The sequence below is a fragment of the Endozoicomonas sp. Z74 genome (genome assembly GCF_057680865.1).
The window spans coordinates 1-16,833 of record NZ_JBLYZI010000009.1; the positions used below are offsets into that span (position 1 = coordinate 1).

Sequence of the window (16,833 nt, forward strand, 5' to 3'; positions counted from 1 at the left end):
CCTTCTCAAGCTTGATACTTCAGTGAAGGCTGGTATCAAGAACAAACGTAAAACCTGTGGCTGGGATGAAGACTATATGATGAAAGTGCTTGGGCTGATTGATTCTTGATCATGTTTTTGCCCTGGCCCCAAACGCAAACACGAAAGCTGGATTTCTTTTCACCGACCAGGAATTTTTCAAACTATTATATTCTGATTCCAATCTATTAATTTTTGTTTGCAGACCATCATGCTCAGCAGATAGTACATTCTGCCTCTCAGTTAACTCGTCATACTCATCCTTTAACTCGTCATACTCATCCTTTAACTCGTCATACTCATCCTTTAACTCGTCATGGTCGAGTTTCATATCAGTATTTTCTTGAGAATATTTAGATTTTATTTCTTCCAGCACCTCCAACTTAATTTTTAACCCCTCTACCTTATCCTTTAGGTAACTTTCCTTATTTCGAAACTCATTTTCCTTATCCCGAAGCTCCTTTTCCTTATCTCGGAATTTCTTGTTCTTACTCGCAACGACAGTCAATAATTCTTCACTCGCCTTATTCGCCTGCTCTAGCATAGAACCAATTATGTCCAGTGGAGAAGAACCACTACCAGGAAGACCAAGAGCTATAGGGATATTAATGACACGAGGCAACAACAAACTATAGGCACCGACAGGACTGGCCATTGCTTGCGCACCCTCAGAAGCCATTGTTTCAGTTCTTATTTGTAACGGAGAATAACGATTCGTGGTATGGTCAAATAGCACTAGAGCAGAGGCATTTTCTTGCATACGTTCTCTCAGGCTTGCCCTGGATGTTTCGTCAGAAAGTTCAAACAAGGTATAGCTTCTAACCGATACATTATTATCTGTTTCTCTACTTATCTGAACAATCCCCCAGGTCGGAGCAGCTGTTGAACCAGCATCATAAATCCTAGTAACAAGATAAACTGGTTGCCTTTGAATGGCAGCGAGTGAAACAAGTGAGCAAGCTACCAGAAGTTGACGATCAGAATTACAGGGGTAAAAAACAACATCACTTAGACATGAATAAACCAGGTCGTTTTCAAACAGACCTCTTCTTTGATCTCTAGCTATTCCATTATTACTATATTCTTCCTCATCGTCACCATCTGTTTCTTGAGGGAACCGATGTCGTAATATAGGTAACCTGCCTCTTTGGGTTACTCTATCAGCACCTTGAATTAAATCCACTATTCTGTAGACTGCGTCTTGAGCACTCCTTGACCCCATCAAATCATACCTCATAAAATTACGAATACCTCGTAACTGAGTCATTTCATTTGAATATCTATTTTCACCTACTTCTTCATGATCTGTATCACCCTCTACTGCAATAACAAGTCGCTCATAAAGCCCAACCATTGATTCTTCATCATCAGTCCTTAGAAGGAGAGGAGAAAGCAATTGCAGAACATCATTCTGATCTTCACCACGCCTCTGATCAACTTCTTGAAGTTCAAGCATAGTTAACAGTTTTCTTTTATCTTCATCACCACCTTCATTTTCACTTGGCGAAGCGTATAACTCAGCTGAACAACATAAAAAGAGCACAGCAAACGTAGAAACAACAGAATGTATTTTTTTCACTTCCATTTTCCTTTAATCTATTTAGAATCGTGAATTCTAGAACAAAATAAAGCAAACGCCAGAGACCAACCTATGCATCAAAAAAAGAACTTTCCTTATTTGCTGGAAAAAGAATCAGGCAGTTCATAATCAACAAAAAAACTTGAATCACAGACGACCATCTACCTCATACCAAATACGCCATTGTCAGTTCAGTAACAGTGTAAACCGGGCTTGCATCCTCACCGGATCAGCACCAAACTATGCCCCTTCTTACTAACCGTTTGCCCAGCCACTGCAGATCCTGATGACCTTTGACCCAACGATGAAACGAGCGAACACAGAAGACTTTCTATCGATTTTCCTGAACGACACTCCTTTAATGGATGTTCGCGCGCCCATCGAATACACCAAAGGCAGCTTCGATCAGGCGGTCAACCTGCCCATTCTGGACAACCAGCAGCGGGAGATGATCGGTACCTGCTATAAAAAACGGGGGCACGATGCCGCCGTTGAACTGGGTTACCAGCTGGCCACCCGGGAGGTCAGAAAGCAGCGACTGGCAGGGTGGCAGGATTTTATCAAACAGCACCCTGAGGGCTATCTCTTCTGTTTTCGCGGCGGGCAGCGCTCCCATATCACCCAGGAATGGCTGACGGAATCCGGCTTCCCTTACCCTCTGGTGAAGGGGGGCTACAAAGCCCTGCGCCGTTTCCTGATTGATGAACTGGAAAAGTCCATAGAGGCCTGCTCACTGGTGATCCTCAGTGGCAAAACCGGTACCGGAAAAACCCGGCTGATTCACCGGATCAGTGACAGCATTGATCTGGAGGGCCTGGCCAATCACCGGGGTTCCAGCTTTGGCCGACGCTATGGCGGGCAACCCAGCCAGATCGACTTTGAGAACCGGCTGGCCATTGCCCTGCTGAAACACCGTCACCTCAAACCCGGGGTTCCGGTACTGTTGGAAGATGAAAGCAAACTGATCGGCCGCTGCAGTCTGCCCCAGAGCCTTCGGGACAAAATGCAAAGATCCCCCCTGGTATTACTGGAAGAGTCCATGGAAGAGCGGGTGAACATCGGCCTTCAGGAGTACGTCACCGATAATCTCGCCGATTTTACCGCGGCCTTTGGTGATCAGGCAGGCTTTGAACAGTTTGAAGAAGGGTTGACCAGCAGCCTTTTCCGTATCCGCCGCAGACTGGGCGGCGAGCGCTACCAGCGGTTATCGGATCTTCTGCAAAGTGCCATTGGCCAACAGAAAAGTAATGGTGACATCAATGGTTATTCTGAACTGATCCGTGAACTGCTCACGAATTATTACGACCCCATGTACGATTATCAGTTAGGACAGAAACAGAGCGACATCGTTTTCCGGGGCAACCGCCAGGCCATTATGAACAATTATCCCAAAATCCTGGAAAAATTGGGCTGACGATCATGCCCGTAACGTTTCCACGGCGACTTTATGTCGCCAGTAAACGATAACCGCCAGTCCAAAGCACACCAGAGCCGGTATTTCCTGCCCCTGTGGCAGGCGACCTGCCAGCAGATAATTGAACAAAAGTCCGAAAGCAACTGCCCAGAAAGCCTGCACCGATAAATCCGCGGAGCCGATATTCCGGGCGGCGATTCGCCATATTAACCGGGGAGCCAAGGTAAAGAGCACACCGGAAACACCGGCGACCCACCAGAAGGTTTGCCAGCGATCTTTCGAGTGGCTTCCCTGGAACAGGCCAAACACTTCATTATGGAGTACCAGCAAGGGAAGCATCAGCAGCAAAACCGGCATGACCATCAGTCCGGTCACCAGCAGGAAGTCGGAATACCCCAGCCCCGGTTGCGCAAGCATCAGCGATGATTGAAGGCGGCTATAAACCACGCGGCTGAAGGTGGCCACCAATAACAGCAGAATCCCCGGAAAAAGGTCGTTCTGATGGGCCTCGGGCAACTGTGCGGCACTGGCCGAAACCGCAAGAACCACCGAACCGATCCCCAGAAAAGCGGGAAGCACTGTTTTTTCCGGTGTATGAGCAGGGAATACCAGCAACATCAACACTCCCGTCAGCAAACAGGCAGGAACGGGACCCAGAAAAGGCATCGAGGCCACCAGGGCCAGATAAAACAGAAGATTGCCAAACAGGGCGATCCCCAGAAAGCGCCGGGCAACCGGCCAGTCCAGGCGACGAAGTGAATGCTTTCTCAACAGCAATAGCAGCAACGCCACCCCGCCAACACCGGCATAGCGGGCAAACGTAATATCCGCTACTGAAAAGTCCGACAGCCACTGGGGCACAACCAGCAACATCCCCCAGAGGGCACCCGCAGAGATAGCCAGGGGAAATCCTTTCATCATTAACCGATCAACCACTCAAATAGAAAAACCTTCTGAGCATTGTTCATAAACCGCTGATTTTCCAGAGAAGCGCAAGAGAGACTGACGGCCGGGGCAAAATATTGCCGTTCCGTGGGGTGAATCAAGCACCCCGACGTTGAAAGCACCGCCAATCAAGTGGACAATCAGTGCTGGAAGCCATTGACAGAATAAGCAGCCGTCGGACAGGACAACGCAGTGACCATCAATTTCGACAACGTAGATTTCGATAAAATCGTCGATCGAACCGATACCGCCAGCCTCAAGTGGGACCGATTCCATAAAGACGTCATCCCCCTGTGGGTGGCCGACATGGACTTTCAATCAGCCCCCGAGATACTGGAAGCCCTTCATCACCGCATCGATCATGGGGTGTTTGGTTATACAGTGGCCGATCAGGAGCTGGAACAGCTGGTGGTTGAGCGCTGCCGGAACCTTTATCAATGGGAAATCGAACCGGAATGGCTGGTATGGCTGCCAGGCCTGGTGTCTGCCCTGAATATCTCCGTCAGGGCTTACGCAGGCCCGGGGGAAACGGTTATCTCCCCGATCCCCGTGTATTACCCGTTTCTGATGGCGCCAAAACTGGGTGGCCGTGAACTGACCGGTGTTGAATGGACCCTGGAAAATGGAGAGTGGGTACTGGACCTGGACACTCTTGAAAAGCAGATCACTCCCGACACACGCCTGTTGATGTTGTGTAACCCCCAGAACCCCAACGGCCGGGTGTTAACCCGGACTGAGCTGGAGCAGCTGGAGCTGCTCTGCAAGAAACATGACTTGATAGTCTGTTCCGATGAAGTCCATTGTGACCTGATTCTGGACCGGGAGGCGGAGCACATTCCCTACGCTTCTATCAGCGACTTTTCCCGGGATCATTCCATCACCCTGATGTCCCCCTCAAAGACCTTTAACCTGGCCGGTTTTGGCTGCGCTTTTGCCATTATTCCTGACGGTACCGTTCGACACCGGTTCAACCGGGTTCGTAAAGGGATTGTGCCAGACCCGGACAACATGCTGATTGGCTATACCGCTGCCAGGGCCGCCTACCGTCATGGTGAACCCTGGCGCCAGGCACTGTTGGACTACCTGCGCGGCAACCACGACTACCTGCTCAAGGCCATCAACAACATCCCCGGCCTGTCCATGGAGCCTCTCCAGGCCACGTATCTGGCCTGGATTAATGTCAGTGAGCTTGGGCTGGACGATCCCCACGCATTCTTTGAACAAGCAGGCGTGGGACTGTCTCCGGGAAAACAATTCGGGGATGCTGATTATCTGCGGCTGAACTTCGGCTGCAGCCGTTCCCTGCTGGAAGAAGCGGTGAAAAGAATGGCCTCTGCAGTAGAAAAACTGTCGACAGCTGCATAGTTAATCATCCGGTAACCCTCACCCCCGCACTCTCCCAAAGGGAGAGGGGGTTTGGCGATGCCAGCTTTTAAAACCCTCTCCCTCTGGGAGAGGGTTTGGGTGAGGGCCGCTTTTCTTTGTGCGCTCCATGCCCTTTGTGGTTCAATGGCCTGTATTTTATCAGGCCATTGAGACCAGCCAGCCCATCGTGAAACAAGACACCGCATCCCATACACCCCAGTCATTCCAGATCGAGCCGGTGGGCATTATCCACTCCTGCTATCGCCAGAAATTTGGAATCCCCCGCCAACCGGGTATCGTTACGGCCGCTGAAGCCAGCCTTGAGCTGATGCCTCCCTACAATCAGGAAAACCTGGTCCGGGGGCTGGAGGGTTTCTCCCATATCTGGATTCACTTTGTGTTTCACCAGACCATGGACGAAGGCTGGCGGGCCACTATCCGACCACCCCGCCTGGGGGGACGCCAGAGAATGGGGGTGTTTGCCACCCGCTCAACCCATCGCCCCAACCCTCTTGGAATGTCCGTGGTTGAACTGAAAGGCATTGAGTCTGGCAACGGTCGCCTGATCCTGAAACTGGGGGCTGCAGACCTGCTTGATGGGACTCCGGTGATTGATATCAAGCCTTACCTGCCCTATGCCGACGCCCTGCCCGAAGCAAAGGGTGGGTTTGCCCCCCTGCCGGTGGAAATTGCGGACGTTCAATTCACGGAACAGGCCCTGGAGCAATGCCTGAGATATGAAGGCAAAACCGGTAGAAAGCTGATTGAGCTGATCCGCCAGGTGCTGGGACAGGACCCCAGGCCAGCCTACTTGCGTGACACTACAGACAGACGACATGGAACCGCCTTATGGGATATCAATGTGGTCTGGCATTCCACTGGAGAGCATTTTCTGGTGACAGGACTTGAGCCACTGGAAATAAAAACCAACCCACGGACGCCATCAAGTCACTCTGAATGAAACACAAACCCATAGCATCAGAAAAACAGCGGCAAGAGCGATGATCATTCCCTATACCCTGATAGAGCCAGAGACCCTTAACAACCTGATTGAAGAATTTGTCAGCCGGGACGGTACCGATAATGGCTTTGACCAGAGCCTGCCTGACCGTGTGAATCGGGTTATGGCAGCCCTGAAGTCCGGTGAGATGGTGCTGGTGTTTGACCAGGAGAGCCAGACGCCCAACATTCTTCCAAAAGAAAAGGCGACCTGTGCTGTAAACGAAGAATAATGCAAGCCTGACCCGGCAGCTGAACGAGCTTCTGTAAAGGGTTGAGCCCCAGGCAGAGAACCTTTGGATAACACCGCGGTCCAATCCCCCTATTGATGCAATCTATAGTTACCGGGGCCTGGACCAGGAATCCAAAATGAAAGTTCATTGCATTACTCTCTTTCTCTCCATCACCCTGACCTGCTCAGCATTGTCATGGGAAACCACAGACGGTTCCTATGCTGTGGCCCAGGACGCGCTGTTTTTCCTGGCCTTTGTTTTGATACCTGAGCCGATAAAACAGAAAGCATCCACCCCAACCGACCTTCTGGATAGCGATGATAAACAGCCTCTCTACTTGCCGTTGATGCCCCTGCTGAATTGTGGTGAGAAACCTCTGACCGCCTATAAAGCCAGTCCTGAAAAATCCTTACCACAGGAAAAGGGCCGTTATGATGCTTCCACCCACCTCAAATCAAGTCTTCACGGTTATCACTGGATCTTTGATTTTTCACCGGAAACCCTCCCGGAAACTTCCGTCATCTGCTATCCCGTTACCGTTTCAACCACCGATTTATACCATGCGTTATCACGCATCAATCATCCCGTTACCAACGGGTATACCCAGGAGGAGTCAGTAGCACTTATAGAAGAATTTGCCCGGTCAACAGGCCGCATGAACGACTCTGGAAATATTCATTTTTCAGAGTATGAAAACCTCAGCAACGTGGTCAACAACCCACAGATCAATTCTCAACTCAGCAGCTTTTTGTTTCATCAAGCCGTTGAAAACAGTCGCACTCTTAGCATCTGGAACGCCCTAAACTGGACAAGATCTTGCCTTCAATTCGGTATAGCATGGCTATTTAGTTGGCATTCAGGCCGCGTCGGCACATTTTTCAACCACCTGCTCAGGTTAAATGCACAACCCAGCCTGTTCAGTTATTATTCTCTGGGGCTCAATACCCCATCAAATACGACAAGACAACTGATTCAGTTCCTGGCTAAATGCAAAGACCCCGGAACGGACCAAATGCCCAATGTCCTAAAAATCTGCACACAAACTAAGGACACTGACCGTTTCATAAATACTGTCGCCGTATTTGCTCAAGCTTGCCAACTAAGCCTGCATGCCAATAACGAATTGATCGCCTCCTGTATTGGCGATCAGAGTGATGCCATAAGCCAGATTCTGTCCAGCGCCTTTATCAATCATCAAATGTATCTGATCTTTTTCCAGGGAGATGTGAAATATCAGTTCTTCATTGCCTCCAGCAACGGGACCGACCTCAACATAGTGTTTGTGGCCGATAACAAAGCCCCCTTCCCAACTCTTTGTTTTACTGTCCCCAGCCATCAAAATACTCCCCCTGATTTCACTTCTCTTTCCGAAGATATTTCCCAGTTCATGAACGGGCTTCAACCAAGAGATCAAGTTCCCACACTGGTGGGAATCTGGTATGTAGCCCAGTTAGACTATCCCCACCCAACTGACCAGTGACCGGAAAAGGTATTAAGGATTGATGTACTGACTCGAAATCGCCACCCCCTGCCCCAGAGGGAGAGAGCTGGGGTGAGGGGAAACGCTGGGTGATTCAATAGCACTGTGCATTGTCAAACGCGACAGGTTTCCTGATCTCCACCCAACTTTCGGCTCCTGATCCACGCCCGCTCAACAATCACGATCAATTGTGCTGAGATGATCAGCAGGGCTGAGGTTGCCAGTCCGGTATACAGCCAGGTAAAGGTCATTTGCTTCAGCTGCAGGAAAAGATGTGCCGATACGGTGTGCAACCCAACCGCCGCAAAACAACAGGTGAGCAGCACCGTCAGGTAGCGGCAATGTGGCAGTATCATCATTATGCCAATCAAGCCCATGGCGGTCCGTTCAGTTCTGCAGAAAATGCAGGCAGGCACAATTCCGGACAAATCCAGCCACCAGGTAAATCCGGAAATGCAAAGAGTCAGGAAGCCCAGCCATTGGCAATAGCGGCTTAGATAAAGATTCTGAAGCACAGTACACACTCTTGTTCAGTGGTTAACTGTCAACTTTATCGGCGGGACTTCCCGTTTTTTCAGACTGTGATCAGTGGCTCAGAGTCGGCATCGCCGCAACTGCTCCCCATAATCACTGGCACGACGTTTCACCGTACTGGCGGTTTTCAACAGCCATTTCTTTTTCTTGTGGGTTCCCCGGCGATAGCCATACCAACCTTCGTGATAGTTCAGGTAAAGCTGATCCGCAGCCCAGAGAGAAGTACCGTTGAGCTTTCGGGATTTGTGGGTATACCAGCCAATAAAATCAATGGCGTCCCCAAAATCGGTCCGGCTGGAGAAAAACCCGCCCGCCTCTTTTACATACTGATCCCAGGTAGCATCCTGAGCCTGGGCGTAGCCATAGGCGGATGAATTTCTGGGCAGAGGAATAAACAGAAACCAGGGACGGGGTGGCTGGGCATCGTGCCGGTAGGTGGATTCCTGATACATAATGGCCATCATCACCTGAATGGGCGTTCCCCATCGTTTATTGGCCTTTTTGGCGTCCTTATACCAGCTGCCTTTTTCCTTGAAGACACTGCAAAGATTATGGGGTTGCGACGGGGGACGGGTGCTGGCACACCCTGCCAGGATCATCGATAACACCAGCAAGACAGCCAACCGTCCCACTGAACACCGTTTTAATGATTCCACTGCAACACCTCCCCCTCTTTACCAAAAAGAGCCCTGAAAAAGCCCGAAAAAAGCAGTCACTCACCCCACTCTTCCATCATCCGGGCAAATTCATCTTCGGTCACCACACGAACCCCCAGTTTTTCCGCCTTGGCCAGCTTGGAACCGGCCTTTTCCCCTGCCAACAGCGCTGAGGTTTTGGCGGAAACAGAACCGGTGACTTTGGCACCCTGTTTCTGCAGAAATGCCTTACCCTCATCCCGGGTCATGGTGTGCAGCGTTCCGGTCAGAACCCAGGTTTCTCCAGCCAGGGGCTGCTCGTCAGCATCTTCCGCGGTAGACGCTGATGGCCAGTGAATGCCTTTGGCCAGCAAACCCTCAATCACCTCCCGGTTATGCTCCTGACGGAAAAACGCCTCAATATGAGCCGCCACCACCGGCCCCACATCATCCACCTGCTGAAGATCATCAACATTGGCCGACATCAGCTGCTCCAGATCCGGGTAATGACTGGCGAGACTCTGGGCCGTTGCTTCTCCCACCTCACGAATCCCTAGGGCATAAATAAAGCGGGGCAAGGTTGTCTCCCGGCAGAGGTCAAGGGCACGAATCAGATTATCCGCGGACTTTGGCCCCATCCGGTCAAGCCCTGCCAGCCGGTAGGGAGAGAGGGAAAACAGATCCACTGCCGTTTTGATCAGATGGCGGTCCACCAGCTGATCCACCAGCTTATCCCCAAGGCCATCAATATCCATCGCCTTGCGGGAGGCAAAATGCTTGATGGCCTGCTTGCGCTGGGCGGAACAAAACAATCCACCGGTGCAACGCAGGGCAGCCTCGCCCTCATCTCTCTCCACTTCAGACTGACATACAGGGCAACAGTCAGGAGGAGTGATTTCAGCTGCACCTTCCTGCCTGCGGGAGTGAATAACGCGATCTACTTTGGGAATAACATCGCCAGCCCGGAGAATCACCACACTGTCACCCACCCGGATATCCAGACGCTGGATTTCATCCATATTATGCAGGGTGGCGTTACTGACCGTAACACCACCCACAAAAACCGGCTCAAGGCGGGCAACCGGGGTAATGGCGCCGGTGCGCCCCACCTGAAATTCCACATCCTTCAGCACCGTCACCGCTTCCTGGGCGGGAAATTTCCGGGCAATGGCCCAGCGGGGAGCTCTGGCGACAAAACCCAGGGACTGCTGATCAGCAATCCGATTCACTTTGTAGACAATGCCATCAATTTCATAGGGCAGGGACTCCCTTCTGTCAGACATTGTCTGATAATAATCTTCACAACCTGCAACCCCGGCAACCACTCTCAGTTCAGGATTAATCCGCAACCCCCACCGGGCGAACCGCTCAAGAATCTCGCTGTGTTTTTCCGGAAGGCTCCCTCCCTCAACCACACCTGCACTGTAGCAGTACATGGTCAATGGACGTTTATTGGTAATCCGGGGATCAAGCTGACGGAGACTGCCCGCTGCCGCATTCCTGGGGTTAACGAAAGGCTTCTCCTCTCTTGCCCTGGCCCGCTTATTCAGCTGCTCAAAACCCGCCTTGGGCATATAAATTTCACCACGGACTTCCAATCGCCGGGGCCAGCCCTCTCCCCGTAATTTAAGGGGGATAGAAGCAATGGTTCTGATATTCTGGGTAATGTCTTCACCCGTTGTACCGTCCCCCCGGGTGGCGCCACGAACCAGCAGCCCCTCCTCATAAAGCAGGCTGACCGCAATGCCGTCCAGCTTGGGCTCGCAGGCATACTCAACCTCTCCAGCAATTCCAAGCCTTTCGGTCACCCGCCGGTTAAACTCGGACTGATCTTCAGGATCAAAAGCGTTATCCAGTGACAGCATAGGCATTTCATGACGTACCTGGCCAAACGCCTTCAGGGGGCTGGCACCCACCCGCTGGGTAGGAGAAGATGACATCACCTGGTCTGGATAGGCGGTTTCAAGCTCCTTCAGCCGGTGGAACAGACGATCATATTCACCGTCCGGCACTTCCGGGTCATCCATCACATAATAGCGATGATTATGGTATTCAAGCTGCTCGCGTAATTGCAGGATCTCCTGCTGCGCCTGTTCAATGGAGGGAATATCTGAAGAGGATACGGTCATAGTTCACTTTGGATTTTCAGCCTGGAGAGTAACCCGCAGACTGTGTGAAAACCTTGAAAAAAACGGGTCTGGAAAAAGGGTTACGCCACTGTTTAAAAATAGGCTCCCTGAAGGGAGCCCATTTGCATCAAATGTCTGTAACAACGAAAATGTCGATAGCCCATAAAAGTCTATGCATAAAAAAGCACGGTCAAACCAGAGGCTTGTTGGCCAGCTGCTTCCGTTCATATTCACGAATACGTTGACGACAGTGCTCAAGGGTCTGCTGGGTCATCACACTGAAATGCTCGTCTTTCAGCTCGCCACCCAGATCCAGTGCCAGCCTCCTGGCCGTTTCTTCCATCATGGTAAACGCCTGCACTGGCTTTTCCGGTCCAGGCAGACCCAGGAAGAAACTCAATGCGGGGGTCTCAGTGGTCTCAAGGCTGTCAAGATCAAAGGTCCCCGGTTTCACCCCGTTGGCCATACTGAACAGGATACTGCCCGTACCATCGGCATTGGCATAACGATGGAAGATGGACATATCACCATAACGCATACCTGAAGCCAGCAGTGACTGCATCAGCTGCGCCCCATCAAAGGAGCCGCCACCACGGGCCAGAACGTTGATCACAATCACCTCAGCTGCTGGTGGCCGCTCACTCAGCTTTTCGGCTCTGGGAGCACGAGTCTTTTCCCGGTTGACCGCACCCTCAGTCCTCGCTGCTCTATGAGCAGCATGCCCAGCCGACTCATGATGCTCTTTATTACGAGCCTGACCACGCGCTGCAGCCCTCTGTCTTGAAGGAGCACTTTTTCCCGGCCGAATAGCAGCCTCTGGGTAAATGTTCGAAAAACCGGAGTCGTTAATGGATTCCTGCAGGCTCTCAGCCTTAAAGGAGGGTGCCCCGGTATGCCTGGTTTCCTCTGGAAGAGAGGGTTCATTGACTGCAGAAACAGGCTCTGGATCAAAAACCGGTTCTTTAACGACAGGCGGTTCTCTTTCCGCTGAAGGCTCTCTATCGGCTAAGGGCTCTTCCAGATTCATCAGAACCGGCACCGGCTCATCCAGATCCAGCGCTCCCTGGTCACGAACCTCAAGGGGCTCTGCCTCAGGTTCAACAACCGCCGGTCCCTGAGGTACAACCTCGGTTTCAAGGGTCGGAGGCTCATGATAAGCCTCTTCACCATCGGGATAATGGTGTCCGCTATACAGTCCCTCCTGGTCCATGGAGTCATCAAACGGGCTTGATGAGAAACCCGGTTCAACCCTTTCCCGGGGAGCATCTTTGTGAGTTCTTTTATGGCCGGCCTCACCCATTCGGGTCGAACGGGCACCACCATTGGGCAATTCACTGGAAAACTCATCATCATAACCCCGGACTTCTTCCAGCCCAAAGCTCAGCTCAGTTGACCGCTTCCTGGCCACCCGCATTCTTCTGAAGCCATCCGCTATAATGCCAACAATGAGCAGTATTCCGCCGACGATCAGCCATTGTGTCAAACTCATTTCCATGCTGTCCCGTAAACTCTTAAACGACACCCGGCCGAAGCTTTCTGCCTGTGACCCGATGCCCTGCTTTCATCATCTGCGTAATCAGTTATCAATAGCAGTGAATACCCGCTGTAATGAGCCAGTAGTTTACCTTGAAAGTCTTGAAAGTGCAGTGTTTTCATGCTCTTCAAAAGAGCGGCTGCCTTACGGCCAATATTGACTGGCTATCAGGGCACTATTCCTTTTAATAGCAATCCCTTCATAGCCAATCCGGAATTTTTTAAACGAACCATAGAATACCCCAGAGCTCTGGCAATACCAAAGCCTGGCGCCTTTTCATACTGGCAGCCATGGACTTTTGCAACAACAATAACTGACACATCTGCCTGGATCACAACTCGGCCATGGCCGCTGCCTGCTCAATATCCACCGACACCGGACGGGAAACACCGGGCTCATGCATGGTCACACCAATCAGCTGACTGGCCGCCTGCATGGCAATCTTGTTATGGGTGATGTAGACAAACTGAACTTTCTCACTCATTTCAGACACCATTTTGGCATAACGCCCCACATTGGCATCATCCAGAGGGGCATCCACCTCATCCAGCATACAGAAGGGGGAAGGGTTCAGCTGGAAAATGGCAAATACCAGGGCAATGGCGGTCAGCGCTTTTTCTCCCCCTGAAAGCAGGTGGATCGTGCTGTTTTTCTTGCCAGGAGGCTGGGCCATAATGGCGACACCGGTGTCCAGCAGATCTTCACCAGTCAACTCCAGATAGGCACGTCCTCCGCCGAACACCCTTGGAAAGAGTTCCTGCAGACCGGAATTGACCTTATCAAAGGTCACTTTGAAACGCTGGCGGGTCTCCCGGTCTATCTTGCGAATCGCATTTTCCAGCGTTTCCAGGGCCGATTCCAGATCCTCATTCTGGGCATCCAGATACTGTTTGCGTTCCGACTGGGTTTCATACTCCTCGATGGCCGCAAGGTTAATGGCCCCGAGTCGTTCAATCCGGGCCGCTATTTTTTCCAGATCCTGCTCCCACAGTTGTTCCGAAGCGTCTTCCGGCAAGTTTTCCAGCACGGTGTTCAGGTCAAACTGATCATCCCGCAACTGCTCTGCCAGCGTTGTACGACGGACCTGCATCCCCTGCCAGTCCATTTTCAGTTTTTCCAGCTGGCCACGGACTTTCTGGGCCTGCTGCTCAGCACTGTGACGGATCTTTTCCCCTTCCCGTATGCGCTGCTCCACTTCCTCAAGCGCCATCCGGGCCTGCTGCATGGCTTCCTCTTCTTCGAGCCTGCGACCCAGCATTTCTTCCAGCTGTTCCTGCAAATCCCCTTCAGGGGAGCTGGATTCCGACAGGGACTCTCGCAGAAATTCACGGCGCTCACGGAGCTTGGTGTTCTGCTGGCTGAGACGCTCAATGGCCGCCTTAATGGAGCTGACCTGGGTATTAATGGATTGCTGGCGAAGGGCCAGTTGATGGGCTCTTTCCTTATCAAACCGGGCTTTGTGGCGAACCTCTTCCAGCTGGCTCTGATGTTGTTCCCGCTGCTCCTGCAGAGTCTCCCGCAGACCAATATCCTGTTCCATATGGTCCAGAGCTTCCTGAAGTCGCATCCGGGATTCACCCACCACTTCCTGCTCCAGCTGATACTGCTCCCGGACTTCCTGCAACTCCTGCTCAAGGCGGCGGCGTCGTTCAGAAAACTGTTCCAGCCTGACCTTTCGAGCCCCCAGGTCGGCCCGGACTTCGCCCTGGCTGCGGTTAATTCCAGAGAGTTGTTTCTGCAGCTGCTCCCGTTCGGACTCACGCTGCTCCAGACGATGCCTGGCACCGGCCAGTTCCTCTTTCAGGCGCTCACTGGCCTGTTCAAGAGCCACCAGTTTTTCCGCCAGGGACTCCATCTCTTTCTGGCGTTCCAGCACCCCAGCATGGCTATCCACCGCACGGCTGACTCTCAGCCATCCTGCCGAGAGCCAGATACCCTCCCGGGTGACAATAGACTCCCCGGCCCGAAGTCCCGACCGGGCTGACAGCGCCTGCTCCAGAGAATCCGCAGCAAAGATACCGGCCAGCAGAGGAATGGCCTCCTGACCCGACTGAACCTTATGGGACAAGGGGGCAAGACCAGCCCGTGGATTCTGTTGTTCAACAGTAACCCCGGCCTCCAGCAATACCAGCGCTCCCTGCTCAAGGTTGTCAAGCGCTCCTGCCACTGGGTCCAGGCTGTCCACGCAGACCGCCTGCAGGCAGTCTCCCAGAACCGTCTCAACAGACCGTTCCCAGCCGGACTCCACCTGCAGCTTCTCCATCAACCTTGGCTGGCCATTGAGCTGTTGCTGCTCAATCCAGTCCAGCGTTCCCGAGTCCTGGTTAATAGACGCCTGGTGCAGGGCTTCCAGGGATGCATGTCGCCCACGCACCATGCTCAGATCGTCGCGATTCTTTTCCAGCTCTCCGGTCAGGGTCTGAACGCTTTCACGTTCCAAATCAAGCGCTTCCAGACACTCTTCCGTCCGCAGTTCAACGGTTTCTGCCGTGAGCTCCAGCTCCGTCAGTTTTTCTGACAAGAGCTCCATCTCTTCCTGGTCTTCCCCTCCTCCCAGGGCTGCAGACTCTTCTTTAAGCCGGCCCTCCCGGGCAAGCAAGCGCTCCATAACCTGTTCAGCGTGGGTGATTCTGGACTGCTCCACTTCGGCCGTCCGCTTGGGCTCATGGGATCGCTGGTTGAAATGATCCCACTCCTGTTGCCAGCGCTGCATGGCCTCCTCGGCCCGGGCCAGGCTTTCACCGGAGCCTTCTTCCTGCTCCTGAAGCATGGCCAGTTCCGGCTCCAGCTCAATCAATTCTTCCTGGAAGGCTTCCAGCTGCTCCTGATCTTCGGCCAGCTGCTCCCGTGCCTCCTGCCAGCCCTGCTCCACCTGGGCCAGGTCATTGTTCAGTTCTTTTGCACGCTCTTCCCGGTGCTGCAGGGTCTGCTCTATCCGGGTCACTTCATTGCCGGTGTTGTAGTAACGGGACTGGGTTTCATGGAAGTGATCGCTCAATTCCATCTGCTTGACCCGATCATCTTCCATGGCCGCATCCGCAGAGCGCTGCTGGCTGACGGCCGCCTCCAGCTGAACCTCAAATTCGTTAATGGCCTGTTCCTGGGACTGGGCCCCGGTATCAATAGCCTGCCATTTCAGGGCCTGCAGCTGGGCCTTTTTCAAGCGTTCTTCCGCTTTATATTCTTTATACTTTTCCGCGGCCTGGGCCTGACGATGCAAATGGCCGAGCTGACGGCCCAGCTCTTCCCTCAGGTCCGTCAGTCGCTCAAGGTTTTCATTGGTCCGTCGGATCCGGTTCTCGGTCTCCCGGCGACGCTCCTTATATTTGGAAATCCCCGCTGCTTCTTCGATGAACACCCGCAACTCTTCCGGCTTGGATTCAATCAGGTTGGAAATAATGCCCTGACTGATAATGGCGTAACTTCTGGGGCCAAGACCGGTGCCCAGAAAGATGTCCATAATATCCCGGCGACGGCATTTGCTGCCGTTCAGAAAGTAGGTGTTTTTGGCATCGGAGTTAACGGTTCTTTTGACCGAAATCTCACTGTAGGCGGCGTACTCGCCGGTGACCCGGCCTTCATTATTATCAAAGATCAGCTCAACGGAGGCCTGGTTGGCAGGCTTGCGGCTGTTAGAGCCCTTGAAAATAACATCGGTCATGGACTCCCCGCGCAAATGTTTTGCAGAGGACTCCCCCATGACCCAGCGAACCGCATCAATGATGTTGGACTTGCCACACCCGTTGGGTCCGACCACACCGCACATGTTGGAGGGAAAGTGAACCGTTGTCGGGTCCACGAACGATTTGAATCCGGCCAGTTTGATGGATTTTAGGCGCATCGTTTCCTTTAGCTCTTCACTTTCGGGGCCACCTGCCAGCCTGCGGCCGGTTCGGGTACTGTCCTGATATTAAAGCTGCCATATCAGCAACCGCACCGGCAAACCGCTCATAAACATGAGGGTCTTA

12 protein-coding genes are annotated in these 16,833 nt (G+C 52.5%); 5 read left to right on the forward strand and 7 right to left on the reverse strand.

The window, feature by feature from the left end:
- Window positions 1-109: 109 nt before the first annotated feature.
- Complete coding sequence (locus ACNRUY_RS04145; RefSeq protein ID WP_488110384.1) at window positions 110-1,597, reverse strand: hypothetical protein; 1,488 nt, start codon at window positions 1,595-1,597, stop codon at window positions 110-112.
- Between the two features lie 286 nt (window positions 1,598-1,883).
- Between ACNRUY_RS04145 and mnmH the strand changes: the two genes are divergently transcribed.
- Window positions 1,884-3,011, forward strand: coding sequence for a tRNA 2-selenouridine(34) synthase MnmH (gene mnmH, locus ACNRUY_RS04150; RefSeq protein ID WP_488110385.1), 1,128 nt, complete (start codon window positions 1,884-1,886; stop codon window positions 3,009-3,011).
- A gap of 3 nt (window positions 3,012-3,014) precedes the next feature.
- On the opposite strand, the gene ACNRUY_RS04155 is transcribed toward mnmH, so the two are convergent.
- A complete protein-coding gene (locus ACNRUY_RS04155) occupies window positions 3,015-3,932 on the reverse strand; it encodes a hypothetical protein (protein WP_488110386.1) in 918 nt (305 codons plus the stop codon).
- Between the two features lie 216 nt (window positions 3,933-4,148).
- Here ACNRUY_RS04155 and ACNRUY_RS04160 point away from each other — a divergent pair, with 216 nt between their 5' ends.
- The 4 genes from ACNRUY_RS04160 (at window position 4,149) to ACNRUY_RS04175 (ending at window position 8,033) form a co-directional block, all read left to right on the forward strand.
- Entirely contained in the window at window positions 4,149-5,321 is a 1,173-nt protein-coding gene (locus tag ACNRUY_RS04160) for a MalY/PatB family protein (RefSeq protein ID WP_488110387.1), read from the forward strand.
- A 127-nt stretch (window positions 5,322-5,448) separates the two neighbouring features.
- Window positions 5,449-6,282: a tRNA (N6-threonylcarbamoyladenosine(37)-N6)-methyltransferase TrmO gene (tsaA, locus tag ACNRUY_RS04165; protein WP_488110465.1), complete on the forward strand. Its 834-nt coding sequence runs from the start codon at window positions 5,449-5,451 to the stop codon at window positions 6,280-6,282.
- A 40-nt stretch (window positions 6,283-6,322) separates the two neighbouring features.
- The gene (locus ACNRUY_RS04170) at window positions 6,323-6,553 is read left to right on the forward strand and encodes a YheU family protein (protein ID WP_488110388.1); all 231 of its coding nucleotides are present in this window, start codon (window positions 6,323-6,325) and stop codon (window positions 6,551-6,553) included.
- 223 nt (window positions 6,554-6,776) lie between these two features.
- Entirely contained in the window at window positions 6,777-8,033 is a 1,257-nt protein-coding gene (locus ACNRUY_RS04175; protein ID WP_488110389.1) for a hypothetical protein, read from the forward strand.
- A 113-nt stretch (window positions 8,034-8,146) separates the two neighbouring features.
- On the opposite strand, the gene ACNRUY_RS04180 is transcribed toward ACNRUY_RS04175, so the two are convergent.
- The 5 genes from ACNRUY_RS04180 to smc form a co-directional block, all read right to left on the reverse strand.
- On the reverse strand, window positions 8,147-8,548 hold the full coding sequence (locus ACNRUY_RS04180) for a hypothetical protein (protein WP_488110390.1): 402 nt from the start codon (window positions 8,546-8,548) through the stop codon (window positions 8,147-8,149).
- A gap of 78 nt (window positions 8,549-8,626) precedes the next feature.
- Window positions 8,627-9,223: a transglycosylase SLT domain-containing protein gene (locus ACNRUY_RS04185; protein ID WP_488110391.1), complete on the reverse strand. Its 597-nt coding sequence runs from the start codon at window positions 9,221-9,223 to the stop codon at window positions 8,627-8,629.
- A gap of 56 nt (window positions 9,224-9,279) precedes the next feature.
- On the reverse strand, window positions 9,280-11,331 hold the full coding sequence (ligA, locus tag ACNRUY_RS04190) for an NAD-dependent DNA ligase LigA (RefSeq protein WP_488110392.1): 2,052 nt from the start codon (window positions 11,329-11,331) through the stop codon (window positions 9,280-9,282).
- A gap of 190 nt (window positions 11,332-11,521) precedes the next feature.
- A complete protein-coding gene (zipA, locus tag ACNRUY_RS04195; protein WP_488110393.1) occupies window positions 11,522-12,820 on the reverse strand; it encodes a cell division protein ZipA in 1,299 nt (432 codons plus the stop codon).
- A gap of 376 nt (window positions 12,821-13,196) precedes the next feature.
- Window positions 13,197-16,706, reverse strand: a complete 3,510-nt coding sequence (smc, locus tag ACNRUY_RS04200) for a chromosome segregation protein SMC (RefSeq protein ID WP_488110394.1) — start codon at window positions 16,704-16,706, stop codon at window positions 13,197-13,199.
- Window positions 16,707-16,833 lie beyond the last annotated feature (127 nt).